24 protein-coding genes are annotated in these 24,972 nt (G+C 68.1%); 5 read left to right on the forward strand and 19 right to left on the reverse strand.

Going from position 1 to position 24,972, the window contains the following annotated elements; all coding sequences use genetic code 11:
- Positions 1 to 25 precede the first annotated feature (25 nt).
- From ACQPYH_RS40230 to ACQPYH_RS40310, 17 genes are all read right to left on the reverse strand, one after another.
- On the reverse strand, positions 26 to 1,048 hold the full coding sequence (locus ACQPYH_RS40230) for a polyprenyl synthetase family protein (RefSeq protein WP_432882766.1): 1,023 nt from the start codon (positions 1,046 to 1,048) through the stop codon (positions 26 to 28).
- Positions 1,045 to 2,625: an NADH-quinone oxidoreductase subunit NuoN gene (nuoN, locus tag ACQPYH_RS40235; protein WP_432894614.1), complete on the reverse strand. Its 1,581-nt coding sequence runs from the start codon at positions 2,623 to 2,625 to the stop codon at positions 1,045 to 1,047. Before nuoN ends, ACQPYH_RS40230 begins: the two co-directional genes overlap by 4 nt.
- A gap of 5 nt (positions 2,626 to 2,630) precedes the next feature.
- Complete coding sequence (locus ACQPYH_RS40240) at positions 2,631 to 4,094, reverse strand: NADH-quinone oxidoreductase subunit M (RefSeq protein WP_432894617.1); 1,464 nt, start codon at positions 4,092 to 4,094, stop codon at positions 2,631 to 2,633.
- A gap of 56 nt (positions 4,095 to 4,150) precedes the next feature.
- Positions 4,151 to 6,019 (reverse strand): NADH-quinone oxidoreductase subunit L, encoded by a 1,869-nt coding sequence (nuoL, locus tag ACQPYH_RS40245; protein WP_432882770.1) that lies wholly within the window; start codon positions 6,017 to 6,019, stop codon positions 4,151 to 4,153.
- A gap of 11 nt (positions 6,020 to 6,030) precedes the next feature.
- Complete coding sequence (nuoK, locus tag ACQPYH_RS40250) at positions 6,031 to 6,330, reverse strand: NADH-quinone oxidoreductase subunit NuoK (RefSeq protein ID WP_130441814.1); 300 nt, start codon at positions 6,328 to 6,330, stop codon at positions 6,031 to 6,033.
- A gap of 73 nt (positions 6,331 to 6,403) precedes the next feature.
- Positions 6,404 to 7,204, reverse strand: coding sequence for an NADH-quinone oxidoreductase subunit J (locus ACQPYH_RS40255; RefSeq protein ID WP_432882773.1), 801 nt, complete (start codon positions 7,202 to 7,204; stop codon positions 6,404 to 6,406).
- On the reverse strand, positions 7,201 to 7,749 hold the full coding sequence (gene nuoI / locus ACQPYH_RS40260; RefSeq protein WP_130441818.1) for an NADH-quinone oxidoreductase subunit NuoI: 549 nt from the start codon (positions 7,747 to 7,749) through the stop codon (positions 7,201 to 7,203). The genes ACQPYH_RS40255 and nuoI overlap by 4 nt, the downstream gene beginning before the upstream one ends.
- Positions 7,742 to 9,067, reverse strand: coding sequence for an NADH-quinone oxidoreductase subunit NuoH (gene nuoH / locus ACQPYH_RS40265; protein ID WP_432882777.1), 1,326 nt, complete (start codon positions 9,065 to 9,067; stop codon positions 7,742 to 7,744). The genes nuoI and nuoH overlap by 8 nt, the downstream gene beginning before the upstream one ends.
- On the reverse strand, positions 9,064 to 11,502 hold the full coding sequence (locus tag ACQPYH_RS40270) for an NADH-quinone oxidoreductase subunit G (protein ID WP_432882780.1): 2,439 nt from the start codon (positions 11,500 to 11,502) through the stop codon (positions 9,064 to 9,066). Before ACQPYH_RS40270 ends, nuoH begins: the two co-directional genes overlap by 4 nt.
- Positions 11,499 to 12,809 (reverse strand): NADH-quinone oxidoreductase subunit NuoF, encoded by a 1,311-nt coding sequence (gene nuoF, locus ACQPYH_RS40275; RefSeq protein WP_432882782.1) that lies wholly within the window; start codon positions 12,807 to 12,809, stop codon positions 11,499 to 11,501. The genes ACQPYH_RS40270 and nuoF overlap by 4 nt, the downstream gene beginning before the upstream one ends.
- 2 nt (positions 12,810 to 12,811) lie before the next feature.
- Positions 12,812 to 13,540, reverse strand: coding sequence for an NADH-quinone oxidoreductase subunit NuoE (gene nuoE / locus ACQPYH_RS40280; protein ID WP_130441825.1), 729 nt, complete (start codon positions 13,538 to 13,540; stop codon positions 12,812 to 12,814).
- Positions 13,541 to 14,878: an NADH-quinone oxidoreductase subunit D gene (locus tag ACQPYH_RS40285; protein WP_130441827.1), complete on the reverse strand. Its 1,338-nt coding sequence runs from the start codon at positions 14,876 to 14,878 to the stop codon at positions 13,541 to 13,543.
- Positions 14,878 to 15,585: an NADH-quinone oxidoreductase subunit C gene (locus ACQPYH_RS40290; RefSeq protein WP_432882787.1), complete on the reverse strand. Its 708-nt coding sequence runs from the start codon at positions 15,583 to 15,585 to the stop codon at positions 14,878 to 14,880. Before ACQPYH_RS40290 ends, ACQPYH_RS40285 begins: the two co-directional genes overlap by 1 nt.
- Positions 15,582 to 16,136, reverse strand: coding sequence for a NuoB/complex I 20 kDa subunit family protein (locus ACQPYH_RS40295; protein ID WP_130441831.1), 555 nt, complete (start codon positions 16,134 to 16,136; stop codon positions 15,582 to 15,584). Before ACQPYH_RS40295 ends, ACQPYH_RS40290 begins: the two co-directional genes overlap by 4 nt.
- A 1-nt stretch (position 16,137) precedes the next feature.
- Positions 16,138 to 16,497 (reverse strand): NADH-quinone oxidoreductase subunit A, encoded by a 360-nt coding sequence (locus ACQPYH_RS40300; protein WP_130441833.1) that lies wholly within the window; start codon positions 16,495 to 16,497, stop codon positions 16,138 to 16,140.
- A 119-nt stretch (positions 16,498 to 16,616) separates the two neighbouring features.
- Entirely contained in the window at positions 16,617 to 17,930 is a 1,314-nt protein-coding gene (locus ACQPYH_RS40305; RefSeq protein ID WP_432882790.1) for a geranylgeranyl reductase family protein, read from the reverse strand.
- A 153-nt stretch (positions 17,931 to 18,083) separates the two neighbouring features.
- Positions 18,084 to 18,782, reverse strand: coding sequence for a demethylmenaquinone methyltransferase (locus tag ACQPYH_RS40310; protein ID WP_432882793.1), 699 nt, complete (start codon positions 18,780 to 18,782; stop codon positions 18,084 to 18,086).
- Positions 18,783 to 18,911: 129 nt separating this feature from the next.
- Here ACQPYH_RS40310 and ACQPYH_RS40315 point away from each other — a divergent pair, with 129 nt between their 5' ends.
- Positions 18,912 to 20,174 carry an isochorismate synthase gene (locus tag ACQPYH_RS40315; RefSeq protein ID WP_432882795.1) on the forward strand — a complete coding sequence of 421 codons (1,263 nt, stop codon included), beginning with the start codon at positions 18,912 to 18,914 and terminating at the stop codon, positions 20,172 to 20,174.
- 3 nt (positions 20,175 to 20,177) lie between these two features.
- Positions 20,178 to 20,795, forward strand: a complete 618-nt coding sequence (locus ACQPYH_RS40320; RefSeq protein ID WP_432882798.1) for an MBL fold metallo-hydrolase — start codon at positions 20,178 to 20,180, stop codon at positions 20,793 to 20,795.
- On the opposite strand, the gene ACQPYH_RS40325 is transcribed toward ACQPYH_RS40320, so the two are convergent.
- Together ACQPYH_RS40325 and ACQPYH_RS40330 are read right to left on the reverse strand one after the other, a co-directional pair.
- Positions 20,788 to 21,627: a GNAT family N-acetyltransferase gene (locus ACQPYH_RS40325; RefSeq protein ID WP_432882800.1), complete on the reverse strand. Its 840-nt coding sequence runs from the start codon at positions 21,625 to 21,627 to the stop codon at positions 20,788 to 20,790. The genes ACQPYH_RS40320 and ACQPYH_RS40325 overlap by 8 nt on opposite strands.
- Positions 21,624 to 22,451, reverse strand: coding sequence for a GNAT family N-acetyltransferase (locus tag ACQPYH_RS40330; RefSeq protein WP_432882803.1), 828 nt, complete (start codon positions 22,449 to 22,451; stop codon positions 21,624 to 21,626). The genes ACQPYH_RS40325 and ACQPYH_RS40330 overlap by 4 nt, the downstream gene beginning before the upstream one ends.
- Positions 22,452 to 22,507: 56 nt before the next feature.
- Here ACQPYH_RS40330 and ACQPYH_RS40335 point away from each other — a divergent pair, with 56 nt between their 5' ends.
- The 3 genes from ACQPYH_RS40335 to ACQPYH_RS40345 are packed head-to-tail and all read left to right on the forward strand — an operon-like array spanning position 22,508 to position 24,929.
- Positions 22,508 to 23,143: a PadR family transcriptional regulator gene (locus ACQPYH_RS40335; RefSeq protein ID WP_432882806.1), complete on the forward strand. Its 636-nt coding sequence runs from the start codon at positions 22,508 to 22,510 to the stop codon at positions 23,141 to 23,143.
- 32 nt (positions 23,144 to 23,175) lie between these two features.
- Complete coding sequence (locus ACQPYH_RS40340) at positions 23,176 to 24,168, forward strand: ATP-binding cassette domain-containing protein (RefSeq protein WP_432882809.1); 993 nt, start codon at positions 23,176 to 23,178, stop codon at positions 24,166 to 24,168.
- Positions 24,165 to 24,929, forward strand: coding sequence for an ABC transporter permease (locus ACQPYH_RS40345; RefSeq protein WP_432882812.1), 765 nt, complete (start codon positions 24,165 to 24,167; stop codon positions 24,927 to 24,929). Before ACQPYH_RS40340 ends, ACQPYH_RS40345 begins: the two co-directional genes overlap by 4 nt.
- Positions 24,930 to 24,972: the final 43 nt, after the last annotated feature.

A 24,972-nucleotide genomic window follows, 5' to 3' on the forward strand; every position in this document is an offset into this window, starting at 1 on the left:
TGCCTCGAAGGCTTTACCCGGGACTTCAGACGGAGCGGGTTGCTACCAGGTCGCAGAGGGTGTCGAGGGCTTCTCGGCCGGGGCCTTCGGGGAGGGTGCTGAGGAGTTTGCGGGCGTCGGCGGCGCGGCGGCGTACGTCGTCCTCGGCTTGCTGGAAGGACGGGTGGGAGCGGAGGAGGTCCAGCGTCTCGGACAACCGATCGTCGTCGGAGAGGTCGGAGTCCAGGAGCTCCAGCAGGCGCGCGTCTGTGGGATCGGTGGGATCCGCCTGGGCGCGGAAGATCAGGACCGGGAGCGTCGGTACGCCCTCGCGGAGATCCGTGCCGGGCGTCTTGCCGGACTGGTCGGACTCCGAGGCGATGTCGAGCAGGTCGTCGGCGAGCTGGAAGGCGACGCCGATCTCCTCGCCGAACGCGCGCAAGGACTCCTGCACGTCCTCCGGGGCACCGGCGTACCGGGCACCGAAGAGGGCGGACGTCGCGATCAGCGAACCGGTCTTGTCGGCGACCACCGACAAGTAGTGCTTCAACGGGTCCTGGCCTTCGCCGACACCCATCGTCTCGCGGATCTGACCCTCGACCAGCCGGCCGAAGGTGCGGGCCTGGATCCGGACCGCTTCCGGCCCGAGGTCCGCGACCAGGTCCGACGCACGGGCGAACAGCCAGTCGCCGGACAGGATCGCGACCGAGTTGTCCCAGCGCGCGTTCGCGGTGGACGAGCCGCGCCGCAGCGCCGCCTCGTCCATCACGTCGTCGTGGTGCAGCGTCGCGACGTGCGTGAGCTCGACGACGACCGCCGCCTTCACCACCTCGTCGGAGGCGACGTCAGCGCCGAACTCGGCCCCGAGCAGCACCAGCAGCGGACGGAACCGCTTGCCGCCGGCAACCATCACGTGCTGGGCGGCCGCAGTGACGAACGGCGCCTCGGACTGGGTCGCGTCGAGCAAGGCCTGCTCGACCCGTTCCAGCCCAGCACGAACCCGGGACTCGAGCGCCGCATCGGCGAACTCGAATCCCAGGCTCTCGGCCGGCAGCGGGGTCGGACTCAACGGATGAACTCACCAGCTCGGGCCGCCAGGTCGAGCACCGGTCCGGGAACCAGACCGAGCACCACCGTGGCGGCAAGACCCAGCGCGACCGCCGACGTGGTCTGCCAACCCGGCAGCGCCACGTCCGGCGCGTCGGCCGGCAGGTCGGAGAAGAACATCAGCACGATCACGCGGACGTAGAAGAACGCGGCCACGAGGCTCGACAGTACGGCGACGACGACCAGCGGCCACGCGCCGCCCGTCCACGCCGCGCTGAAGACCGCCCACTTGCCGGTGAAGCCCGCGGTCAGCGGGATACCGGCGAAGGACAGCAGGAAGAACGCGAAGATGCCGGCCAGCAGCGGCGACTTCTTGCCCAGGCCCGCCCAGCGGGACAGGTGCGTCGCCTCGCCGCCGGCGTCGCGCACCAGCGTGACGACGGCGAACGCGCCGATGGTCGGGAAGCCGTACGAGACCAGGTAGAACAGCACCGCCTGGGTCGAGGTGATCCCGTTGTGTACGCCGCTGCCCGCCTGCGCGAGGCCGACGAACGCGGTCAGCAGGAAGCCCGCGTGCGCGATCGACGAGTACGCGAGCATCCGCTTCACGTCGGTCTGGGTGATCGCGACGATCGAACCGACCACCATGGTGAGGATCGCGACGATCCACATCATCGGCGCCCAGTCCCAGCGCGTCCCGCCGAGGGCGACGTAGAAGACCCGCATCAGCCCGACGAACGCGGCGATCTTGGTGCAGGCCGCCATGAAGCCGGTGACCGGCGTCGGGGCGCCCTGGTACACGTCCGGCGTCCAGGAGTGGAACGGCACGGCGCCGACCTTGAACAGCAGGCCGACACCCACCAGGCCGGTCCCGGCCAGCAGGATCGTGTCGCCACCGGTCTGGGTGGCCAGCGCGTCCGAGATCCCGCCGAGCGACATCGTGCCGGCGTACCCGTAGAGCAGCGCGATCCCGAACAGCAGGAACGCCGACGAGAACGCACCGAGCAGGAAGTACTTCATCGCGGCTTCCTGCGAGATCAGCCGGCGACGACGCGCCAGGCCGCAGAGCAGGTACAGCGGCAGCGAGAAGACCTCGAGCGCGACGAACAGCACCAGCAGGTCGTTCGACGACGCGAACAGCATCATGCCGCCGACCGCGAACAGGGTCAGCGGGAAGATCTCGGTGTGCTCGATCCGAGCCGCCGTCCCCTCCCGTTCGGCCTCGGAGCCGGGTACGGCGGCCGCCTGGCCGGCGAACGCGGACAGGCCGCCGTCGATCGAACGCTCGGCGAACAGCAGCACGCTGATCAGCGTCAGCGCCAGCAGGATGAGCCAGGTGAACAGCGCGGGGCCGTCGACCGAGATCGCACCCTGCGCGGCGATCAGCTCCTTCTTGTCGTTCATCAGGATGCCGGTCAGGACCCCGGACACGACCACGGCGACCACCGTGATCGCCAGCTGCACCAGGTGCCGCAAGGGCCGCGGCAGGAACGCCTCGACCAGGACGCCGACGCACGCCGCACCGAAGACGACGAGCAGCGGCATCAGCTCGTTGTACTCGATCTTCGGCGCCGTGAAGTCCGCCAGCGGCAGCAACATCGCGCTCACTTCTGTCCCTCCGTCACGGGGATCTGCGGTGCCTTGTCGGTCACGCCGACCCGCTGCATGGTCGATTCGACCGCGGGCTTGATGATGTCGACCACCGGCTTCGGGAAGATCCCCAGGCCGATGATCAGGATCACGAGCGGCGCGATCGCGAGCAGCTCACGCGGGTTCAGGTCTTTCAGTTTCTCGATCCCGTCGCGGACCGGACCGGTCATCGTGCGTTGGTACATCAGCAGGATGTACAGCGCGGCCAGCACGATACCGAGGACGGCGATCACCGCGATCACCTTGTGCCGGCTGAACGTCCCGGCCAGCACCATGAACTCGGAGATGAACGGCGACAGACCGGGCAGCGCCAGGCTGGACAGGCCGGCGAAGAGGAACGTACCGGCAAGCACCGGCGCCACCTTCTCGACCCCGCCGTAGTCGGCTATCCGGGCGGACCCGCGCCGGGAGATCAGGTACCCGGCGACCAGGAACAGTGCCGCGGTGGAGAGACCGTGGTTGAACATGTACAGCGTCGAACCGGTCAGGCCCTGCGACGTCAGCGCGAAGATACCCATCACGATGAAGCCGAAGTGCGAGATCGAGGTGTACGCGATCAGCCGCTTGATATCGGTCTGCCCGATCGCCAGCAGCGCGCCGTACAGGACCGAGATCAGCGCTAGCACCAGGATGACCGGCGTGGCCCACTGGGACGCGTTCGGGAACAGGCCCAGGCAGAACCGGATCATCCCGAAGGTGCCGATCTTGTCCAGGATGCCGACCAGCAGCACCGACGTACCCGGCGTCGCCTCACCGGCCGCGTCCGGCAGCCAGGTGTGGAACGGCACCATCGGCGCCTTGACCGCGAACGCGAACATGAAGCCGAGGAACAGCCAGCGCTCGGTGTTCTGGCTCATGTCCAGCTTCACCATGTCGCTCAGCAGGTACGACGGGGCGCCGTGCTTGGCCGAGACGACGTACAGGCCGACGACCGAGGCCAGCATGAGCAGACCGCCGAGCAGCGAGTACAGCAGGAACTTGACCGCGGCGTAGGAACGCTGCGGGCCGCCGAAGCCGCCGATCAGGAAGTACATCGGGATCAGCGTGGCCTCGAACAGCACGTAGAAGAGGAACACGTCGGTGGCGGCGAACACGCCGATCGACAGGGCCTCCAGGCCGAGGACCCAGGCGAAGAAGGACTTCTCCGACCAGCGGCCGTTCTGTGCGTCGTTCCAGGACGCGATGATCACGATCGGCGACAGCAGCGCGGTCAGCACCACCAGCACCACGCCGACACCGTCGAGACCGAGCGCGTAGTGCGCGCCGAAGGCCTTGATCCAGGTGTACGTCTCGGCGTAGTCCTCGGCGCCGTTGCGCTGGTAGCCGATCGCGACGATCGCGGTCAGCACCAGCGTGACGAGCGAGAACCCGAGCGCGACCTGCTTGGCCAGCAGGCCTTTCGCCTTGGGCACCAGCATCGTCGCGATGGCCCCGACGAACGGCAGGAGCAATAACAGGGTCAGCCAACCGATGTTCACGACAACCTCACCGCGAGGAGGGCGACGACCACGAATGCGGCGCCGAAGACCATGCTGAGTGCGTACGAACGGACGAAGCCCGTCTGGACCCGGCGGAGCCGGCCGGACAGTCCGCCGAAGAGTGCGGCCAGGCCGTTGACCAGGCCGTCGACGCCCCGGTTGTCGAGCCAGACCAGCGTCCGGGTCAGGTACTGCCCCGGACGCATGAAGACGGCCTCGTTCAGCGCGTCGCCGTACAGGTCACGCCGCGCGAACGTGGTGACCGGCGAACCGGCCGGCGCCTCACGCGGGATGTCCCGGCGGTACATCAGCACCGAGATCGCGATGCCGACGGCAACGACCGCGAGGGTGATGACCGTCATCGCGGCCGCGTTCAGCGGAGCGTGCTCCTCCTCGTAACCGACGACCGGGGTCAGCCAGTCGACGATCCAGTGGCCGGCGAAGTACAGCAGACCGCCACCGAGGGAGAGCGCGGCCAGGATGATCAGCGGCCACGTCATCACCTTGGGCGACTCGTGCGGGTGCACCTCGTCGTCCCAGCGCTTCTTGCCGAAGAACGTCATCATCATCACCCGCGTCATGTAGAACGCGGTGATACCGGCGCCGAGCAGCGCGCAGAGACCGATCACGATGTTGTCCGCGAACGCGGCCTCGATGATCTTGTCCTTGCTGAAGAAGCCGGCGAACGGCGGGATGCCGAGGATCGCCAGATAGCCGAAGCCGAACGTCACGAAGGTGACCTTCATCGCCGTCCGCAGGGCCCCGTAATGGCGCATGTTGACGTCGTCGTTCATGCCGTGCATGACCGAGCCGGCGCCGAGGAACATGTTGGCCTTGAAGAAGCCGTGCGTGAGCAGGTGGAAGATCGCGAACACGTACCCGGCCGGGCCGAGGCCCGCGGCGAGCATCATGTAGCCGATCTGGCTCATCGTCGAACCGGCCAGCGCCTTCTTGATGTCGTCCTTGGCGCAACCGATGATCGCGCCGGCGAGCGCCGTGACCGTACCGACGATCACCACCGCGGTGGAGGCGGCGTCGGACTGCTCGAAGATCGCGTGCGAGCGGACCACCAGGTAGACGCCCGCGGTGACCATGGTCGCCGCGTGGATCAGCGCCGACACCGGGGTCGGGCCTTCCATCGCGTCCAGCAGCCAGGACTGCAGCGGCACCTGCGCGGACTTACCGCAGGCGGCCAGCAGCAGCATCAGGCCGAGCAGCGTGGCCCAGGTCTTCGACAGGTGTTCGGCGCCGGCGTTCACGGTGCCGAAGGCCGACGAGCCGAACAGCGCCCACATGCTCATCACCGCGAGCGACAGGCCGATGTCACCGACCCGGTTCACCACGAACGCCTTCTTCGCGGCGACCGCTGCCGTCGTCTTGTACTGCCAGAAGCCGATCAGCAGGTACGACGCCAGACCGACGCCCTCCCAGCCGACGAAGACCAGCAGGTAGTCGGCGGCCAGCACCAGCAGCAGCATCGAGGCGATGAACAGGTTCAGGTACCCGAAGAACCGCCGCCGGCGCTCGTCGTGCTCCATGTAGCCGATCGAGTAGATGTGGATCAGCGAACCCACACCGGTGATCAGCAGCACGAACAGGATCGACAGCGGGTCGATCAGCAGCGTGAAGTCGACCTTGATGTGGCCGACCGAGAACCACTCGAACAGCCGGACCGTTTCGGACCGCTCGTCGTCGGCCTTGCCGCGCATCTGGAAGAACAGCACGACGCCGAAGGCGAAGGAGATCAGCGGCGCCAGCGTGCCCAGCATGTGACCCCATGCGTTGGTGGCCTTGCCACCGAGCAGCAGGATCGCCGCGGACACCGCCGGTACAGCGACCAGCAGCCACGTCAGCTCATGACTCATCGGTGCTTACCTCAGTACTTGAGCAGGTTGGCGTCGTCGACCGAGGCCGAGCGACGGGTGCGGAAGATGGCCATGATGATCGCCAGCCCGATCACGACCTCGGCCGCGGCCACCACCATCACGAAGAAGGCGGCGATCTGACCGTCGAGGTTGCCGTGCTGGCGGGCGAAGCTGACGAACGCGAGATTGGTCGCGTTCAGCATCAGTTCGACGCACATGAAGACGACGATCGCGTTCCGGCGGACCAGCACGCCGAGCGCGCCGATACTGAAAAGGATCGCCGCGAGCACGATGTACGGCTCGGTGCTCATGCGCGCCCTCGCTTCGCTCCGGGCGCGCATGAGCAAGGGCTGCTGCGCTTAATGGCTCGCTCGCTCCGCTCGCTCACGGCTTCTCTCCCTCGTCGTAGTCGTCGCCCGCGTCGAGCTTGCGGACCTCGTCGACGTCCGCGCGCTCCTCGGTTTCGGGGAACACGGTGCCACGTGCCTGGAGCACGCGCGAAACCGAGGTCGGTGCGATCGACCCGTCCGGCAGCAGCGCCGGCGTGTCGACGGCGTTGTGCCGGGCCAGCACACCGGGGGTCGGCAGCGGACCCGGGTGGATGCCCTGCTCGGCGTACTTGCGGATCCGCTCCTCGGCGTGGTCGCGCTGGGTGCGCTTCTTGGTCAGCCGCTCACGGTGGGCCAGCATCATCGCGCCCATCGCCGCGGTGATCAGCAGCGCGGAGGTGACCTCGAACGCCCAGACGTACTTGCCGAACAGCAGCGCGGCGATCGCCTTCGGGTTCCCGTCCGGCTGCGCGTCGCCCAGCCCGGTCGGGTGCCCGAACGTCGCGTTGCCGACCGCGGCGAGCAGCAGGACGCCGAACGCGATGAACGCGATCGAGGCCAGCAACCGCTGACCCCGGATCGTCTCCACCAGCGAGTCGGACGCGTCGACGCCGACCAGCATCAGCACGAACAGGAACAGCATCAGGATCGCGCCGGTGTAGACGATGATCTGTACGGCGAACAGGAACGGCGCGTCCAGCGCGGCGTACTGCACCGCGAGGCAGATCATCACGGTCGCCAGCAGCAGCGCCGAGTGCACCGCCTTGCGGACCAGCACCATGCCGATCGCGGCCAGGATCATCACCGGGGCCAGCATCCAGAACGCGACCTCCGGTCCGGTAACCAGGCTGATCACTTCGCGTCACTCCCCTCGGCCGGTACGGCAGCACCGGTCAGACCGAGGTAGTAGTCCTTCTCCGTCGCGCCGAGCTGCATGTCGTGCGGCGGCTCCTGCATCCCCGGGAGCAGCGGCGCCAGCAGGTCCTTCTTCTCGTAGATGAGGGACTCGCGGCTGGTGTCGGCCAGCTCGTACTCGTTGGTCATCGTGAGCGCCCGGGTCGGGCAGGCCTCGATGCACAGACCGCAGAGGATGCAGCGCAGGTAGTTGATCTGGTAGACGCGCCCGTACCGCTCACCCGGCGACATCCGGCCGCCCTCGGTGTTGTCGGCGCCCTCGACGTAGATCGCGTCCGCGGGGCAGGCCCACGCGCACAGCTCACAGCCGATGCACTTCTCCAGCCCGTCCGGCCAGCGGTTCAGCTGGTGCCGGCCGTGGAAGCGCGGTGCGGTCGGCTTCTTCTCGAACGGGTACTGCTCGGTGAACACCTTCCGGAACATCGTCCGGAAGGTGACCCCGAACCCGGCTACCGGGTCCCAGAGGGACTCTTTGACACTAGCCACGGCTGCCTTCCTTGCTCCGGATATCAGTCTCGCTGCGGCCCGCCGTGCCGGCGAGCGGTGGGGGGACCGGGAAGCCACCGGCGAAGGCGTCGAACTCCTTGCCGTCGGCAACCTCAGGCTTGTCTTCGTCCTTCGGCTTCTGCGGGACGAACATGCTCACGACCGCGATCACCAGCACCACGGCGGCTGCGACCAGCAGCGTCGTCCGGCTGAAGTTGGTCTCCCGGCCGACCGCGCGAACGGTGGCGACCAGCAGGATCCAGGCCAGCGAGATCGGGATCAGGATCTTCCAGCCGAGCTTCATGAACTGGTCGTAGCGCAGCCGCGGCAGCGTTCCGCGCAGCCAGATGTAGAAGAAGATGAAGCCCATCAGCTTGCCCATGAACCACAGCACCGGCCAGTAGCCGGAGTTCGCGCCGTCCCAGAGCGAGATCGGCCACGGGGCCCGCCAGCCGCCCAGGAACAGTGTGGTGGCCAGTGCGGACACGGTCGCCATGTTGATGTACTCCGCCAGGAAGAACATCGCGTACTTGATCGAGGAGTACTCGGTCAGGAAGCCGGCCACCAGCTCGCCCTCGGCCTCGGGCAGGTCGAACGGCGCCCGGTTGGTCTCGCCGACCATCGAGATCACGTAGATCACGAACGACGGGAACAACAGGAACGCGTACCACCCGGGCAGCGGGATCGCCGTCCCGAACCAGTGCACGGTCTGGTGCGACTGCGCCGCCACGATCTCCGAGGTGGACAGCGAACCGGCGAACAGGAACACCGTGACCAGCGCGAGGCCCATCGCCACCTCGTACGAGATCATCTGCGCGCTGGACCGCAGGCCACCGAGCAGCGAGTACGTCGAGTTCGAGGACCAACCGCCGAGCACGATGCCGTAGATGCCGATCGAGGCGATCGCCAGGATGTACAGCACCGAGACCGGCAGGTCGGTGAGCTGCAGCCTCGTGTAGGTGTCGGTCCACGGGATCCGCACCGTCGGCCCGAACGGGATCACCGCGAAGGTGAGGAACGCCGGTATGGCGACGATCGCGGGCGCCAGCACGAAGACGAGCCGGTCGACGCCCTTCGGCATCAGGTCTTCCTTCAGCATCAGCTTCACGCCGTCGGCGAGCGACTGCAGCAGACCGAAGGGTCCGTGCACGTTCGGGCCGATCCGGTGCTGCATCCGCGCCACCACCCGGCGTTCCCACCAGATGTTGAACAGCGTCAGCACCACGAGGAAGACGAAGATGAAGAGGACCTTGATGAGGATGACCCACCAAGGGTCGTGCCCGACCCCCGCATCCGGCACGGCGAGTGGGATTGTCATGCGTTCCCTCCGGCGATCGTCACGATCGAGCCATGGTCTGCGTGCAACGACCGGCGGACATGGGAGTCGGCCGAGTTCGTCGGCAGCCAGACCACGTTGTCGGTCATCGGGGTGATCACGACCGGCAGCCGGATGCTCCCGGCGTCGGTGCTCACCACCAGCTCGTCCCCGTCGGCGACACCGACCCGGCGCGCGGTGGTGAGCGAGATCCGCGCGACCGGCGTACGGGCGGTCGCGGTCAGGTGCGGCTCACCGTCGCAGGCCCGGCTGTCGTCGATCAGCATCCGCCAGGTCGCGAGCCGGGTGGAGTCGAACGCACCGAGCGCCGGAGCGGCCTGGTACGTCGGCTCCTGCGCGCGGTCGCCGTCCCAGCGGCCGAGCTCGTCGAACTCGCGCTTGGCGGCTTCCGGCGTACCGAACCCGATCGAGCGGCCCATCTCCTGCGCCAGCGCGGCCAGCGCGCGGACGTCCGGCATCGCGGTCGGCACCTTGAGCACGACCGGGAACGACCGCTCGCGGCCCTCCCAGTTCACGAAGGTGCCGGACTTCTCCACCGTCGGCACGACGGGGAAGACCACGTCGGCGTACTCGGTCACCTGGGAGTTGCGGACCTCGAAGCTGACCACGAACGGCGCCGCCTCGAGCGCGGCCAGCGCCGCGGCCGGGTCGGGCAGGTCGTCGATCTCGACACCCGCGACCACCAGCGCCTGCAGCGATTCGGCGGCGGCGAGGATCTCGGTCAGGTCCTTGCCGGTCTCACCCGGCAGGTGGTCCACGTCCCACGCGGCCTGCAGGTCGACCCGCGCCTGCGGGTCGGTCACCAGCCGGCCACCGGGCAGCAGACCCGGCAGGCAGCCGGCCTCGAGCGCACTCCGGTCACCCGCACGGCGCGGGATCCAGGCCAGCTGCGCACCCGTGTCGAGCGCCAGCCGCAGCGCGGCCGAGTACCCACCCGGGACGCTCGCCAGCCGCTCGCCGACCACGATGATCGAGTCCGCGCCGAGCGCGGCCCGGGCAGCTGCCCCGGCCTCACCTGCGTTGCCGAGATCACCGAGTACGGCGGCCTCGGTGCCCGGCGACGTCAGTACGGCGACGCCGTCGAGCTTCTCGATCCCGCGCGAGCGGTGCGCCGCGACCGTGAACACCTTGGTCCCGTGCGTCCGGACGCCCTTGCGGACCCGGAGGAAGACCGACGGTGCCTCTTCCTCGGGCTCGAACCCGGCGAACAGCACGGAGCCGGCCTTCTCCAGGTCGGTGAACGTCGTACCCAGGCCGGTGCCGGCCACCGCGGCGGCGAGGAAGTCCGCCTCCTCCGCGGAGTGCGGCCGGGCCCGGAAGTCGATGTCGTTGCTGCCCAGTGCGACCCGGGTGAACTTCGAGTACGCGTAGGCGTCCTCGAGGGTCAGCCGGCCACCGGTCAGCACTGCCGCGTTACCGCGGGCCGCGTTCAGCTTCTCGGCCGCAAAGGTCAGCGCCTCGGGCCAGGACGCCGGCCGCAGCGCGCCGTCCTCGCGGATCATCGGGTGGGTCAGCCGGTCGCCGGTGTTCGCGTACTGGAACGCGAACCGGTCCTTGTCGGAGATCCACTCCTCGTTGACCTGCGGGTCGTCGCCGGCCAGCCGGCGCATCACCTTGCCGCGCCGGTAGTCGATCCGGATCGCCGCACCGGACGAGTCGTGCTCGGCCACCGACGGCACCGACACCAGGTCGAACGGCCGCGAGCGGAAGCGGTACGCCGCACTCGTCAGCGCACCGACCGGGCAGATCTGGATCGTGTTGCCGGAGAAGTAGCTCTCGAAGGGCTCCTTCTCGTAGATGCCGACCTGCTGCAGGGCGCCGCGCTCGATCAGCGCGATGAACGGGTCGCCGGCGATCTGCTCGGAGAACCGCGTGCAGCGCGCGCAGAGGATGCAGCGCTCGCGGTCCAGCAGCACCTCGGCCGAGATGTTGATCGGCTTCGGGTAGGTCCGCTTGATCCCGTGGCTCGTGTGGAACCGGGACTCGCCGCCGCCGTTGGACATCGCCTGGTTCTGCAGCGGGCACTCGCCGCCCTTGTCGCAGACCGGGCAGTCCAGCGGGTGGTTGATCAGCAGGAACTCCATGTTCCCGTGCTGTGCCTTGTCGGCCACCGGCGAGCTCACCTGGGTGCGGATCACCATGCCGTCGGCCACCGTCAGCGTGCAGGACGCCTGCGGCTTCGGCATACCGCGGCCGTTACCCGCGTCGGTGACCTCGACCAGGCACTGCCGGCAGGCGCCGACCGGGTCGAGCAGCGGGTGGTCGCAGAACCGCGGGATCTGGATCCCGATCTGCTCGGCGGCCCGGATCGCCAGGCTGTTCTTCGGAACCTTGACCTCGATGTCGTCGATGGTCACGGTGACCAGATCGGTCCGCTCCACCTCCGACCCGGCCGGCGGGTTCGCTTGGATCGTCATGCGCTAGCTCCAGCGGTCGCGAAGACAGTGCTTGCCATCGGGTCGAACGGGCAGCCGCCGTTCTCGAAGTGCGCCAGGTACTCGTCCTTGAAGTACTTGATCGAGCTGCTGATCGGCGCGGTCGCACCGTCGGCCAGCGCGCAGAACGAGCGGCCGGTGATGTTCTCGCACAGGTCCAGCAGCGTGACCAGGTCTTCCTCGGTGCCCTTGCCGTGCTCGAGGCGCTCGAGGATCTGCACCAGCCACCAGGTGCCTTCACGGCAGGGCGTGCACTTGCCGCAGGACTCGTGCTTGTAGAACTCGGTCCACCGCAGTACGGCGCGGACCGCGCACACCGAGTCGTCGAAGATCTGCAGGGCCTTGGTGCCGAGCATCGACCCGACCGACCCGACACCCTCGTAGTCCAGCGGTACGTCGAGGTGCTCGCCGGTGAGCAGCGGCGTGGACGAACCGCCCGGCGTCCAGAACTTCAGCGTGTGGCCCTCGCGGACCCCGCCGGCCAGGTCGATCAGCTCGCGCAGCGTGATGCCCATCGGAGCCTCGTACTGCCCCGGGCGGGTGACGTGCCCGGACAGCGAGTACAGCGTCATGCCCTTGGACTTCTCGGTGCCCATCGAGCCGAACCAGTCCGCGCCGTTCTTGATGATGGCGGGAACCGACGCGATCGACTCGACGTTGTTGATAACAGTGGGGCAGCCGTACAAGCCCGCGACCGCGGGGAACGGAGGACGCAGACGGGGTTGACCGCGACGTCCTTCGAGCGAGTCCAGCAGTGCCGTCTCCTCGCCGCAGATGTAGGCGCCGGCGCCGGCGTGCACGACCACGTCGAGGTCGTAGCCGGTGCCGAGGATGTTCTGGCCGATCAAGCCCGCGTCCTTGGCCTCCTGCACGGCCTGCTGCAGCCGGCGGATCACGTGCAGCACTTCACCGCGCACGTAGATGAAGGCGGCCGACGCGCGGATCGCGTAGGACGCGATGATGACGCCCTCGACCAGCGTGTGCGGCGAAGCCATCATCAGCGGGATGTCCTTGCAGGTGCCCGGCTCGGACTCGTCCGCGTTCACCACGAGGTACTTCGGCTTCGGGTTGTCCTGCGGGATGAAGGACCACTTCATCCCGGTCGGGAAGCCCGCGCCGCCACGACCGCGCAGACCGGAGTCCTTGACGGCGGCAACGACATCGGCCGGCTGCATACCGAGCGCCGTACGAAGTGCGTCGTACCCGCCGGAGCGCTGGTACGACGCCAACTGCCAGGACCTGATCTGGTCCCAGTTGTCGGACAGCACCGGGGTCAGCGTGTCAGCCATGGTCAGCCCTCCCTCTGGGTGTCGGCGTTGGAGGAGCCGCCGGGAGCGGTCCAGTTCCGTTCGCGGGCGAGCCGGAGACCGGCCAGCGTTGCCTTGCCGCCGGTCGGGCCTTCGTCGGCGCGGCCGTCGGAGAAGCCGGCCAGCACCCGCTCGGCCTCGCGCCAGGTGCAGATCGTGGCGCCGCGCGGCGACTTCACCTCGGTGCCCTCGCGCAGGTCGTCGACCAACTGGGTCGCCGTCTCCGGCGTCATGTCGTCGAAGAACTCCCAGTTCACCGTCATCACCGGCGCATAGTCGCAGGCGGCGTTGCACTCGATGTGCTCGAGGGTGATCTTGCCGTCCTCGGTGGTCTCGTCGTTGCCGACGTCGAGGTGCTGCTTGAGACGGTCGAAGATCAGGTCGCCGCCCATCACCGCGCACAGCGTGTTGGTGCAGACGCCGACGTGGTAGTCGCCGACCGGGCGACGCTTGTACATCGTGTAGAAGGTCGCCACCGCCGACACCTCGGCGCCGGTCAGCCCCAGCAGTTCGGCGCAGATCTCGATGCCTTCCGGGGTGACCCGGCCCTCGACCGACTGCACCAGGTGCAGCATCGGCAGCAGCGCCGACTGGGCCTGCGGGTACCGAGCCATGATCTCGCGCATTTCCGCGATCGTGGCGTCGGTGATCTTCGAGTCGCCGGTGCTGTAAGGCACCGGCACGTCGGTAGCAGTCGCGTGGTTCTCGGCCATTTAGCGGTCCACTCCACCCATCACCGGGTCAAGGCTGGCGACGGCGACGATCACGTCGGCGACCTGGCCGCCCTCGCACATGATCGGCATCGCCTGCAGGTTTGCGAAGGACGGGTCACGGAAGTGCACCCGGTACGGCTTGGTGCCGCCGTCGGAGACGACATGCGCGCCGAGCTCGCCGCGCGGCGACTCGATCGCCACGTAGGCCTGGCCGGCCGGGACCCGGAAGCCCTCGGTGACCAGCTTGAAGTGGTGGATCAGCGCTTCCATCGACTCGCCCATGATGTGCTTGATGTGGTCGAGCGAGTTGCCCATCCCGTCGGCGCCGACGGCCAGCTGGCTCGGCCAGCCGATCTTCTTGTCGGCCACCATCACCGGCTGGCCTTCCATCTTCTCCAGCCGGTCGGCGCACTGCTCGACGATCTTCAGCGACTCGTGCATCTCCTGCAGCCGGACGCGGAACCGGCCGTACGAGTCCGAGCTGTCCCAGGTCGGTACGTCGAAGTCGTACGTCTCGTAACCGCAGTACGGCTGGGACTTGCGCAGGTCCAGCGCGTAGCCGGTCGAGCGCACCGGCGGGCCGGAGATCCCGAGCGCCATGCAGCCGGCCAGATCGAGGTAGCCGACGTTCTGCAGCCGGGCCTTGAAGATCGGGTTCGCGTTGCAGAGCTCGGCGTACTCCTTGAGGTGCTTGTTCATCCAGGTGATGTACTCGCGGATCTTGTCCAGCGCACCCGGCGGCAGGTCCTGCGCGACACCGCCCGGCCGGATGAACGCGTGGTTCATCCGCAGGCCGGTGATCAGCTCGAACAGGTCGAGGGTCTTCTCCCGCTCGCGGAAGCCGATCGTCATCACGGTCAGCGCCCCGATCTCCATACCGCCGGTGGCGATACAGACCAGGTGGCTGCTGATCCGGTTGAGCTCCATCAGGAGCACCCGCATCACGTTGGCCTTGTCCGGGATCTGGTCCTCGATCCCGAGCAGCCGCTCGACCGCGAGGCAGTACGCCGCCTCGTTGTAGAACGGCGACAGGTAGTCCATCCGGGTGACGAACGTGACGCCCTGCACCCAGGAGCGGAACTCCATGTTCTTCTCGATACCGGTGTGCAGGTAGCCGATGCCGCAGCGGGCCTCGGTCACCGACTCGCCCTCGAGCTCGAGGATCAGCCGGAGCACGCCGTGGGTGGACGGGTGCTGCGGGCCCATGTTGACGACGACGTGCTCTTCCGGCTCGTCACCGAGACCGGAGACGACCGAGTCCCAGTCCTGACCGGTGACGGTGAAGACCTTGCCCTCGGTGGTGTCCCGAGTCGTCGCGTACGGATCTGTAGCGGTCATTAGTTGTACGACCTCCGCGTGTCGGGCGGCGGGATGACGGCGCCCTTGTACTCGACGTCGATACCGCCGAGCGGGTAGTCCTTGCGTTGCGGGTGGCCCGGCCAGTCGTCGGGCATCTGGATCCGGGTCAGCGCCGGGTGTCCGTCGAAGACGATGCCGAAGAAGTCCCAGGTCTCCCGCTCGTGCCAGTCGTTGGCCGGGTAGACCGCGACGATCGACGGGATGTGCGGGTCGCCGTCGGGCGCCGACACCTCCAGCCGGATCCGGCGGTTGTGGGTGATCGACAGGAAGTGGTAGACGGCGTGCAGCTCGCGGCCGGTCTCCTCGGGGTAGTGCACCCCGCTGACACCTGAGCAGAACTCGAACCGCAGCGCCTCGTCGTCGCGCAACTGCTGGCAGACCTCGACCAGGTTCTCCCGCTTGATGTGCAGCGTCAGCTCGCCGCGGTCGACCACGACCTTCTCGATCGCGCCCTCGCCGACCAGCCCTTCCAGGCGGTCGGTGGCGCCGTCGAACCACGAGCCGTACGGCTTCGGCGTACTGCCCGGAAGCGCGACCTGGCGCTTCAGCCGGCCGAAGCCGGAGGTGTCACCAGTACCCCGGACGCCGAACATGCCCTCGCGCTGCTCGATGACCTCGGCCTGCGGGGTCTGCGCGTCGCCGGCCGCAGAGGTCGCCGGCAGGTTCTCGGGTTGCGTGTCGCTCACCGGAGCAGGCCCTTCATCTCGATCGTCGGCGCGGCGACCAGGGCCGCGGCCTCCTGCTCGGTCTGCAGCGCCTTCTTGTGCGCGCCGAGCTTCATGTGCTGGATCTGGTCGTGGATCTTCAGGAACGCGTCCAGCAGCATCTCCGGCCGCGGCGGGCAGCCGGGCAGGTACATGTCGACCGGTACGACGTGGTCCACGCCCTGGACGACCGCGTAGTTGTTGAACATGCCGCCCGACGACGCGCACACGCCCATCGCCAGCACCCACTTCGGGCCGGGCATCTGGTCGTAGATCTGGCGCAGTACCGGGGCCATCTTCTGGCTCACCCGGCCGGCCACGATCATCAGGTCGGCCTGCCGCGGCGACGCCCGGAAGACCTCCATGCCGAACCGGGCGGCGTCGTAGCGCGGCGCGCCGGTCGTCATCATCTCGATCGCGCAGCACGCCAGCCCGAAGGTTGCCGGCCACAACGACGCCTTACGCATATAGCCCAGCAGGCCTTCGACCGTGCTCAGCAGTACGCCGGCCGGAAGCTGTTCTTCAAGACCCATGTCAGTCCCACTCCAGTCCGCCACGACGCCATACGTAGGAGTACGCGATGAAGACGGTGACGATGAAAATGACCATCTCGATCAGCCCGAACAGCGCCATCTGGTCGAAGGCGACGGCCCAGGGGTAGAGGAAGACGATCTCGATGTCGAAAACGATGAACAGCATCGCGGTGATGTAGTACTTCACCGGGAAGCGCCCACCGCCGACCGGCTGTGGGGTCGGCTCGATGCCGCACTCGTAGGAGTCCAGCTTGGCCCGGTTGTAGCGCTTCGGGCCGACCAGCGCGCTCACGGTGATGCTGCCTGCGACGAAGAGCGCCGCGAGCACACCAAGAGCGAGAATCGGTGTGTAGGGGTGCATCGCTGGGTGCTCCCTCCTTCAGCCGGTTGATTCAGTCGATCGGGTCAGCCCCAAGACGGTGTTGCTGTCCAGGACTGTGTTATCAGTAGCGCTGTGGCTCAGTTCACTCGCCCCGCCGGTCACGCCGCCGGTGCGAGCTTGGTAAGTCCGTTGATGATTTTGTCCATCACGTCCCCGTCACGCGGGTCGGTGAGGTTCGCGAGCAACTTCAAGGTGAACTTCATCAGCGTGGTGCGCGGCAGACCGTACTTCGTGCACAACCGCATCACCTCCGGATTTCCGATCAGCTTCACGAAGATCCGGCCGAGCGTGTAGTAGCCGCCGTACTCCTGCTTCAGCGCCTTCGGGTACGCCGTCAACGCGCGCTCCCGCTGGTTCGGCTGCCGGCGCAGCGCCTGGGCGGCGACCTCGGCGGCGAACGCCCCGGACTCCATCGCGTACGGGATGCCTTCGCCGTTGAACGGGTTGACCATGCCGCCGGCGTCGCCGAGCAGCATCAGGCCGCGGGTGTAGTGCGGCTGCCGGTTGAAGCCCATCGGCAGGGCCGCGCCGCGGATCGGGATGGTCTGGAACTCGTCGCGGAACTGCCACTCGTCCGGCGTGACCTTCAGCCACTGCTTCAGCAGGTCGGCGTAGTCGACCTTGCCGAACGCGTCGGAGGTGTTCAGGATGCCGAGGCCGACGTTGACCGTGCCGTCGCCCATCCCGAAGATCCAGCCGTACCCGGGCAGGAGCACCTTGCCGCCGGGCTGCTTCGGGTCGTCGGCCCACAGTTCCAGCCAGGACTCGAGGTAGTCGTCGTGCGTGCGCGGGCTGGTGAAGTACGTCCGGACCGCGACACCCATCGGCCGGTCGTCGCGCTTGTGGATGCCCATCCCGATGCTCAGCCGGGACGAGTTGCCGTCGGCCGCCATCACCAGCGGCGCCCGGAACTCGAGGTCGGCGCCGGCCCGGCGGCCGTTGTCGTCGACCGGCTTCGCGGTGACGCCGACGATGAAACCGCGGTCGTCGAGGATCGGCGCGCTCACGTTGGCCCGCTCACGCAGCCGCGCCCCGGCCTTCACGGCCTGGCGGGCGAGCATGTCGTCGAAGTCCATCCGGTTGCGGGTCAGGCCGTAGTTCGGGTGGCTGGCCAGATCCGGCCAGTCGAGCTGCAACTGGTGCCCGGCACCCTGGATCCGCAGACCGTAGTTGCGGATCCAGCCGGCCTCTTCGGAGATGTCGATGCCCATGTTGATCAGCTGCTTGGTGCCGCGCGGGGTGAGCCCGTCACCGCACACCTTCTCCCGCGGGAACGCGGTCTTCTCCAGCAGCAGTACGTCGAGTCCGGCGTTCGCCAGGTGGTACGCCGCCGCTGATCCGGCCGGCCCGGCACCGACGACGATCACATCGGCGGTCTCCACCTGCTGCGCGCTCGGCACGCTCTGGCTCATCTCGATTCCTGGCCTGGCTGAGGGGGCTGGTGCGCTCGTGAATCGCTTCACGAGCACTCGTCACCTGACAGTCTAGGACTGCCTGACACGGACACGAAACTCGCCCCAACCCCCTTGCCAGCAAGCAAATTACGCTTAAGTTCCGTTGCGTAATTAAACGGGCTTCACGCCTCTGTGGATCGCGACCAGGCCACCGGTCAGGTTGCGCCATTGGACGTGGGTCCAGCCTGCTTGCTGGATGGTGCGGGCCAGGGGTTCCTGCGGGAGCCAGGCGCGGGTGGACTCGGCCAGGTACTCGTACGCCTCGGGGTTGCTGGAAACCACCTTCGCGACGGCAGGTACGGCGCGCATCATGTACTCGAGGTACACGACCCGGAACGGCTTCCAGGTCGGGTGCGACTGCTCGAGTACGACGAGGCGCCCGCCGGGACGCGTCACCCGCAGCATCTCCTTCAGCGCGACCGTGACGTCGTTCACGTTCCGCAGGGCCCACGAGATCGTCACCACGTCGAAGGTGTCGTCGGTGAACGGGAGCCGGAGCGCGTCGCCGGCGATCAGGTCGAGCTCGGGGTGGCGGCGCTTGCCGACCCGGAGCATGCCGACCGAGAAGTCGCACGACACCACCTCGGCCCCGGCCTCGCGCAGTTTGATGCTCGACGCACCGGTCCCGGCGGCCAGGTCGAGGATCTTCATCCCCTTCCGCGGCGCGATCTCCGTGAAGGTCTCCGGCCGCCAGTAGTACTTCTCCAGGCCCATCGTCGCGACCGCGTTGGTCCGGTCGTACCCCTCGGCCACGTTGTCGAACATGGCCGCCACGGCATGCGGTTCTTTGCTCAGGTCTGCGCGCGTCACCTGTCTAGTTCATCACGGGTGAGGCGGTCCGCCGATGGGCAGGCATACGCTTGCATCTCGTGAGTACATCTCTTGGGAGCCGTCAGGCCGCCGCAACCCGGGGCCGCAGCACGCGCGAGGAGTGGTCCCGTGAGTTTGTCTGAGCCGGTTCGCAACCAGGCTCCGCGCCTGGTGGTCCGCAGCCAGGTGGTCGACGATGTGTCCGCGCAACTGCTGGACCATCTGCCCGCCGAGGGGGGACTCGCCTGGGTCCGGCGGGGTGACGGCCAGGTCGGCTGGGGCGTTGCCGCCCGGCTCGACGTTGCCGGTGGCAATCGCTTTCAGGACGCGATGCACTGGTGGCAGGAGGTCACGTCCGCAGCAGTGGTGCGCGACGACGTCGGCGTACCAGGCTCCGGACTGGTCTGCTTCGGATCGTTCGGCTTCACCGACGAGGACCCGAGCGTTCTGGTCATCCCCGAAATCATCGTCGGCCGCCGCGCCGGCACCACCTGGGTGACCACGCTGTCGCCGGCCAGTTCGCTGGCCGCGCCTCCCGAGCTGGTCAAGCACGAGCCGTCACCGGTGTACGACGTAACGTTCGCGGACGGCGCCCGTACCGGGACCGCCTGGTCGAGCATCGTCGCCGAGGCCGTACGCCGGATCACCGCGGGTGAGCTCGACAAGGTGGTGCTCGCCCGCGACCTGATCGCGATCGCGGCGCAGCCGATCGACCTGCGCTGGCCGCTGCACCGGCTCGCCACGTCGTACCCGAACTGCTGGACGTTCTCCGTCGACGGCCTCATCGGCGCGACGCCGGAGCTGCTCGTACGCCGGGAGAAGGGCCTGATCACGTCGCGCGTGCTCGCCGGCACGATCCGCCGTACCGGAGACGACGCGCACGACCTCGCCCTGGCGGCGTCGCTGGCTCGGTCGTCGAAGGACCTCGAGGAGCACGAGTACGCCGTACGGTCGGTCGCCGAGGCGCTCGAGCCGCACTGCAAGTCGATGAACGTGCCGGAGACGCCGTTCGTCCTCCACCTGCCGAACGTGATGCACCTCGCGACCGATGTCGCCGGCGTCGCCAACAACGGCGCGTCCGCCCTCGGCCTGGCCGCTGCGCTGCATCCTTCCGCCGCGATCTGCGGTACGCCGACGCCGGTCGCGCGCGACCTGATCGGCGAGATCGAGGGCATGCAACGCGGCCGCTTCAGCGGACCGGTCGGGTGGATGGACGCGTCCGGCGACGGCGAGTGGTGCATCGCCCTCCGCTGCGGCCAGGCCGACCCGGACAACCCCCGCCGCATGCACCTGTTCGCCGGCGCCGGCATCGTCGCCGGCTCCAACCCCAACGCCGAACTAGCCGAAACCAACGCCAAGCTGGTCCCGATGCGAGACGCCCTAGGAGACTGAGAAGTGAAGCTGACGAAGTTTGCGCATGCTTGTGTTCGGTTGGAGAAGGACGGGAAGGTTCTGCTGATCGATCCCGGATCGTTCAGTGAGGACGCCGCATTCGAGAAGGCGGACGCGATCCTCGTCACGCATGAGCATCAGGATCACCTGGACGTCGACCGGGTTGCCGCGCTCGACGTACCCGTGTACACGAACGCCGGCGTCGCCGCGCAGCTGACCGCACTCGGCGAGCGGGTGCATGTGGTCGAGGGCGGGCAGTCGTTCGAGGCTGCGGGCTTCTCGGTGAGTGCCTATGGCAAGGACCACGCGGTGATCCTGCCCGAGTGGGGCGTGCCCTGCGAGAACATCGGCTTCCTCGTCGACGACGCCGTCTACCACCCGGGCGACTCGTTCACGCAGCCCGACCGCGCCGTACACACCAACCTCGTGCCGATCTCCGGCCCGTGGTTCGCACTCCCGCCGGCCGTCGACTACGCCCGCTCGATCAAGGCCCAGCAGACCGTCGGCATCCACGACGCCCTGCTCAGCCCGATCGGCCAGAGCATGTTCTCCCGCTTCCTCAACACCGACGACCGCCCCTACCTCGGCCTCGCCCCAGGCGAATCCACCGAGATCAACTGAAGGCATACCCGACGAGGTCGCGCACCGGGCGGAAGCCGATGGCCGCGTAGATCTTGTTGGACGTCGGGTTGGCAAGGTCGGTGAACAAGCACACGTGGTCACCGGCCTTGCTGAGGTGGTGTGCCACTGTGGCCGTCAGCGCGCTCGCGTACCCCCGGCCGCGGTACTTCGGCGGCGTGTACACCGGGCCGATCCGCGCGGCGCCGAACACCGGCTCCTGGTGACCGACGAGACTGACGATCCGACCGCCGTCCTCCCACACCCACACGCGATCGCGCACGATCCGCTGCCCGATCCAGCGTCGATCCGCCGCCTCGCCCTCACTCGCGTGCCCGGACTCGGCGCGGAAACCCCCGAACATCGGCCCGACCACATCCAGATCGTCCACCGTCGCGAGACGCGGCGCACCATCCGCCTTCTGCTCGACCAGCTCCCCCAGCCGGTGCAGCCGAGCCCGCTCCGTCTCGCGGAATGCCCGCCCGGTGCGTACGGCGTACTGCTCCGCGAACAACCGCGCCGATTCCTCCGGCCCGACCACGCCGATCGACCGCGGTGACGCCTCGGCCAGCACGTCGACCACGACCGGCACGAGCTCTACCGGGAGATCAGCGAGGTTGATGCCGCGCAGCGTCGTACTCAGGACCACGCCGACCACCTCGTCGTCGCCGTCGTGCACCGAGACGAACACGGGCGGCTCGGGGTCGTCCATGATGCCGGTGACGCGGTCGGCGATGTTGGTCAGGATCGTCGAGTTGCGGACCGGATCGCCTTGCAGGAAAGGAAAAACGAGCTGCCGGAACGCGACCGGATCGTTGGTGGTACGGACGATCATGCGCTGAACTCCACGTCGACGAAGTCGGCCACCGGCCGGTAGCCGGCCTGATGGTAGATCTTGTTGGAGGTCGGGTTGGCCAGCTCCGTGTACAGGCAGGCCTGGTTGCCGTCGGCAAGGATCACCGCGGAGACGTGGCTGGTCAGCGCGCCGGCGTACCCGTGACGTCGGTGCTCCGGTGGCGTGTAGACCGGACCGACGCGGCAGACGTCGAAGAGCGGGAGGTGGTAGCCGACCATGCTCACGGCCTCGCCGTCGACCTCCCAGATCCACAGCGTCCCGTCCGCGAGGTGGCGGGCGGCCCACTCGTGGTGGCCGGTCGCCAGCTCCTCCGCGAAACCGTCCTTGCCCCAGGCGGCGACCAGGTCCACCTCGTCGACGTTCATCGGGCGCGGCGTTCCGCCGTCCGCCGAGAGCGGGGTGAGGTCGATCAGCTTGTGCAGCCGGGTGCCTCGCGTCTCGGCCAGGCTGCCGCCGCGTCGCTCGACCCACCGCTGCGCGAACCTGTGCGCCGCCGGGCGGTCGCCCGCAACACCGGCGAGCTCGGGTAGTACGTCGGCGTACGCGTCGGCGATCGGTACGGCGAGCTCCTCCCGGAGCGCACCGAGGTACACGCCGCGGCCCGGCGTGCGCATCGCGACGCCGATCACGTCCGGATCGTGCACAGAGACGAAGTACGACGGCTCGGACTCGGCTCGCGCCGTACCGTTCGCGCGCTCGTGCACGTTGCTCATGATGATCGTGTGCAGCACCGGATCCTGTTGCAGGAAAGGGAACACGGTCTGCTCGAACGCCTGCGGATCGCTCGTCACCCGGACATCCATGGCCCGGATCGTACGCCTGGAGGCGGTTGCGGGTCGTCCGGATTTACACTGCGACCATGTCCACCACGCGGTTGTTGCTGCTCGGCGTCGTGCGGATCTTCCAGCCGGCGTACGGGTACCAGCTGCGCCGCGAGCTGATGACGTGGAACGTGCAGGCGTGGGCGAACATCAACCCCGGCTCGATCTACACCGGCCTGCGGACGCTCGCCAAACACGGCTACCTGCTCGAGCTGGAGCAGGACGGTGCCCATCGCCCCGGCCGCACGTCGTACAAGCTGACGACCGACGGCGAGACGGAGTACTTCTCGCTCCTGCGCGGCACGCTCTGGACCGTCGACGGCTTCCACCCCGACAAGATGCAGGCCGCGCTGGCCTTCATGTGGTCGCTCCGCCGCGACGAGGTGCTGGATGCGCTGGAGGCCCGCATCTCCCAGCTGGAGGCCTGGCTCAAGTCCGGCCCGTACTCCGAACGCCAGATCCGCGAGGACCCCGGCACGCCGAACCACGTCGTCGAGATGTTCCGCATCACCACCGCCCGCGACAACGGCGAACTCGACTGGACCCGCCAGTTCCACACCCGGATAAAGTCCGGCGCCTACGCCTTCGCCGGCGAACCCGCCGACTGGGAGCCCTACCCCGGCATGGTCACCCACTGGGGCGAAATCCCCGACCCACCCTCTAATCAACATTGACTAGTCAAAGTTGATTAGTAACACTGGCTCGCATGATGATCGAAGCTCGTGGGTTGGTGCGGACGTTCAAGACCAAGCGGGGGCCGGTGGAGGCCGTGCAGGGTGTTGATCTGGATGTGGCTGACGGGGAGATCGTCGGTTTTCTCGGGCCGAACGGCGCCGGTAAGACCACGACGATGCGGATGCTGGCAACCCTGATCAAGCCGACCAGCGGGACCGCGACCGTGGCCGGTTGTGATCTCGCGAAGGACCCGGTCGGCGTACGTCGCGGTATCGGGTACGTGCCGCAGAGCGGATCCACGCTCCCCGAGGCGATCGCCGGCGACGAAGTAGTCGACCACGCCAGGCTGTACGGCGTACCGAAAGCGAAGGCGTCGGCGGACGGGCAGCGTCTGTTCGAGGAGTTCGATCTGCCCGGCCTCTGGCGGCGGCAGTGCAAGACGCTCTCCGGCGGCCAGCGCAGGCGGCTCGACATCGTGATGGGCCTGATCCACGACCCGAAGCTGATCTTCCTGGACGAGCCGACGACCGGCCTCGACCCGCAGGCCCGCGCCAACCTGTGGGACCACATCCGCGGCCTCCGCGACCGGGGCGCGACGATCTTCCTCACCACGCACTACCTGGACGAGGCGGACGCGCTCTGCGACCGGATCCTGGTCATCGACCACGGCAAGATCGTTGCCTCCGGCACCCCGGAGAACCTCAAACAGCAGGTCTCCGGCGACGCGGTCCGGCTGAGTCTCGCCGACACCACCCAGGCGCCGGCCGTGATGAAGATCGTCCGCGAGCTCGACGGCGCGGTGGAGGTCGAGACCGACGCCGACGTGGTCGGTTTCCGCATCCAGCGCGGCGGCTCGGTGCTCCCGGGCCTGCTCCGCTCGATCGATGCCCAGGGCATCGAGTTGCACGGTGTCGAAGTACACCGCCCGACCCTCGACGACGTGTTCCTGACCATGACCGGCCGCTCGCTGCGCGACGAGGGCGCCGCCGCCCCCACCGACGAGAAGGAAGAGGCCGTCGCATGACCGTCCTCCGTGAAACGTGGATCGTGTTCCACCGGCAGATGCGGCTCTCGCTGCGCAACCCGATGTGGTCGATCCTGATGCTCAGCCAGCCGCTGATGTACCTGTTCCTGTTCGGCCCGCTCCTCAAGCCGCTCACCGCGCAGATCAGCCAGGGCCAGGCCACGAACGCCTACCAGGTGTTCATCCCCGGTCTGATCGTCCAGCTCGGCATGTTCGGCGCGATGTTCGTCGGCTTCGGCCTGATCGCGGAGTACCGCGCCGGCGTGATCGAGGCCGACCGCGTCACCCCGGCATCCCGGATGGCCTTGATGGCAGGCCGCGTACTGCGCGACGTCGTCGTGCTCGTCGTCCAGTCGATCCTCCTGCTCCTCGCCGCGCTCCCGCTCGGCCTGCGCGCTCCGTGGGGCGGCGTGCTGCTCTCGCTCGTGATCGTCGCCCTCCTCGGCGCGACGTTCGCCTCGCTGTCGTACTCCGTCGCGCTGATCACCAAGAGCGAGGACGCGCTGGCCCCGCTGCTCAACGGCATCGCCATGCCGTTGCTGCTGCTGTCCGGCATCCTCCTGCCGATGCAGATCGGCCCGATGTGGCTGCAGCGACTGTCCGACATCAGTCCGCTCAAGCACGTCGTCAACGGCGTCCGCGCCCTGTTCCGTGGCGACATCAGCAGCTCGGCATCGCTGTGGGGCCTGTTCTGGGTCGTGCTGCTCACAGTGATCGGTCTCGCCGTCGGAGCGCGCACTTTCCGTAAGGAGTCCGCCTGAGGCTAGGCACTGTTCATTTGGAGGTCGCTCAGAGCCACTAGCG

The sequence above is a fragment of the Kribbella sp. CA-245084 genome, from assembly GCF_050942355.1.
Classification (GTDB): domain Bacteria; phylum Actinomycetota; class Actinomycetes; order Propionibacteriales; family Kribbellaceae; genus Kribbella.

Bases quoted from the DNA above. Each gene is read 5' to 3' on its own strand.
- ACQPYH_RS40345 (WP_432882812.1), top strand. From the start codon at position 24,165: ATGACCGTCCTCCGTGAAACGTGGATCGTGTTCCACCGGCAGATGCGG.
- ACQPYH_RS40300 (WP_130441833.1), bottom strand. From the start codon at position 16,497: ATGCACCCCTACACACCGATTCTCGCTCTTGGTGTGCTCGCGGCGCTC.
- ACQPYH_RS40335 (WP_432882806.1), top strand. From the start codon at position 22,508: ATGTCCACCACGCGGTTGTTGCTGCTCGGCGTCGTGCGGATCTTCCAG.
- ACQPYH_RS40305 (WP_432882790.1), bottom strand. From the start codon at position 17,930: ATGAGCCAGAGCGTGCCGAGCGCGCAGCAGGTGGAGACCGCCGATGTG.
- nuoK (WP_130441814.1), bottom strand. From the start codon at position 6,330: ATGAGCACCGAGCCGTACATCGTGCTCGCGGCGATCCTTTTCAGTATC.
- nuoE (WP_130441825.1), bottom strand. From the start codon at position 13,540: ATGGCCGAGAACCACGCGACTGCTACCGACGTGCCGGTGCCTTACAGC.
- ACQPYH_RS40330 (WP_432882803.1), bottom strand. From the start codon at position 22,451: ATGGATGTCCGGGTGACGAGCGATCCGCAGGCGTTCGAGCAGACCGTG.
- nuoH (WP_432882777.1), bottom strand. From the start codon at position 9,067: ATGACAATCCCACTCGCCGTGCCGGATGCGGGGGTCGGGCACGACCCT.
- nuoF (WP_432882782.1), bottom strand. From the start codon at position 12,809: ATGGCTGACACGCTGACCCCGGTGCTGTCCGACAACTGGGACCAGATC.
- ACQPYH_RS40270 (WP_432882780.1), bottom strand. From the start codon at position 11,502: ATGACGATCCAAGCGAACCCGCCGGCCGGGTCGGAGGTGGAGCGGACC.
- ACQPYH_RS40340 (WP_432882809.1), top strand. From the start codon at position 23,176: ATGATGATCGAAGCTCGTGGGTTGGTGCGGACGTTCAAGACCAAGCGG.
- nuoL (WP_432882770.1), bottom strand. From the start codon at position 6,019: ATGAGTCATGAGCTGACGTGGCTGCTGGTCGCTGTACCGGCGGTGTCC.
- ACQPYH_RS40295 (WP_130441831.1), bottom strand. From the start codon at position 16,136: ATGGGTCTTGAAGAACAGCTTCCGGCCGGCGTACTGCTGAGCACGGTC.
- ACQPYH_RS40240 (WP_432894617.1), bottom strand. From the start codon at position 4,094: ATGCTGGTGCCCAAGGCGAAAGGCCTGCTGGCCAAGCAGGTCGCGCTC.
- ACQPYH_RS40325 (WP_432882800.1), bottom strand. From the start codon at position 21,627: ATGATCGTCCGTACCACCAACGATCCGGTCGCGTTCCGGCAGCTCGTT.
- nuoN (WP_432894614.1), bottom strand. From the start codon at position 2,625: ATGTTGCTGCCGCTGGCGGACTTCACGGCGCCGAAGATCGAGTACAAC.
- ACQPYH_RS40285 (WP_130441827.1), bottom strand. From the start codon at position 14,878: ATGACCGCTACAGATCCGTACGCGACGACTCGGGACACCACCGAGGGC.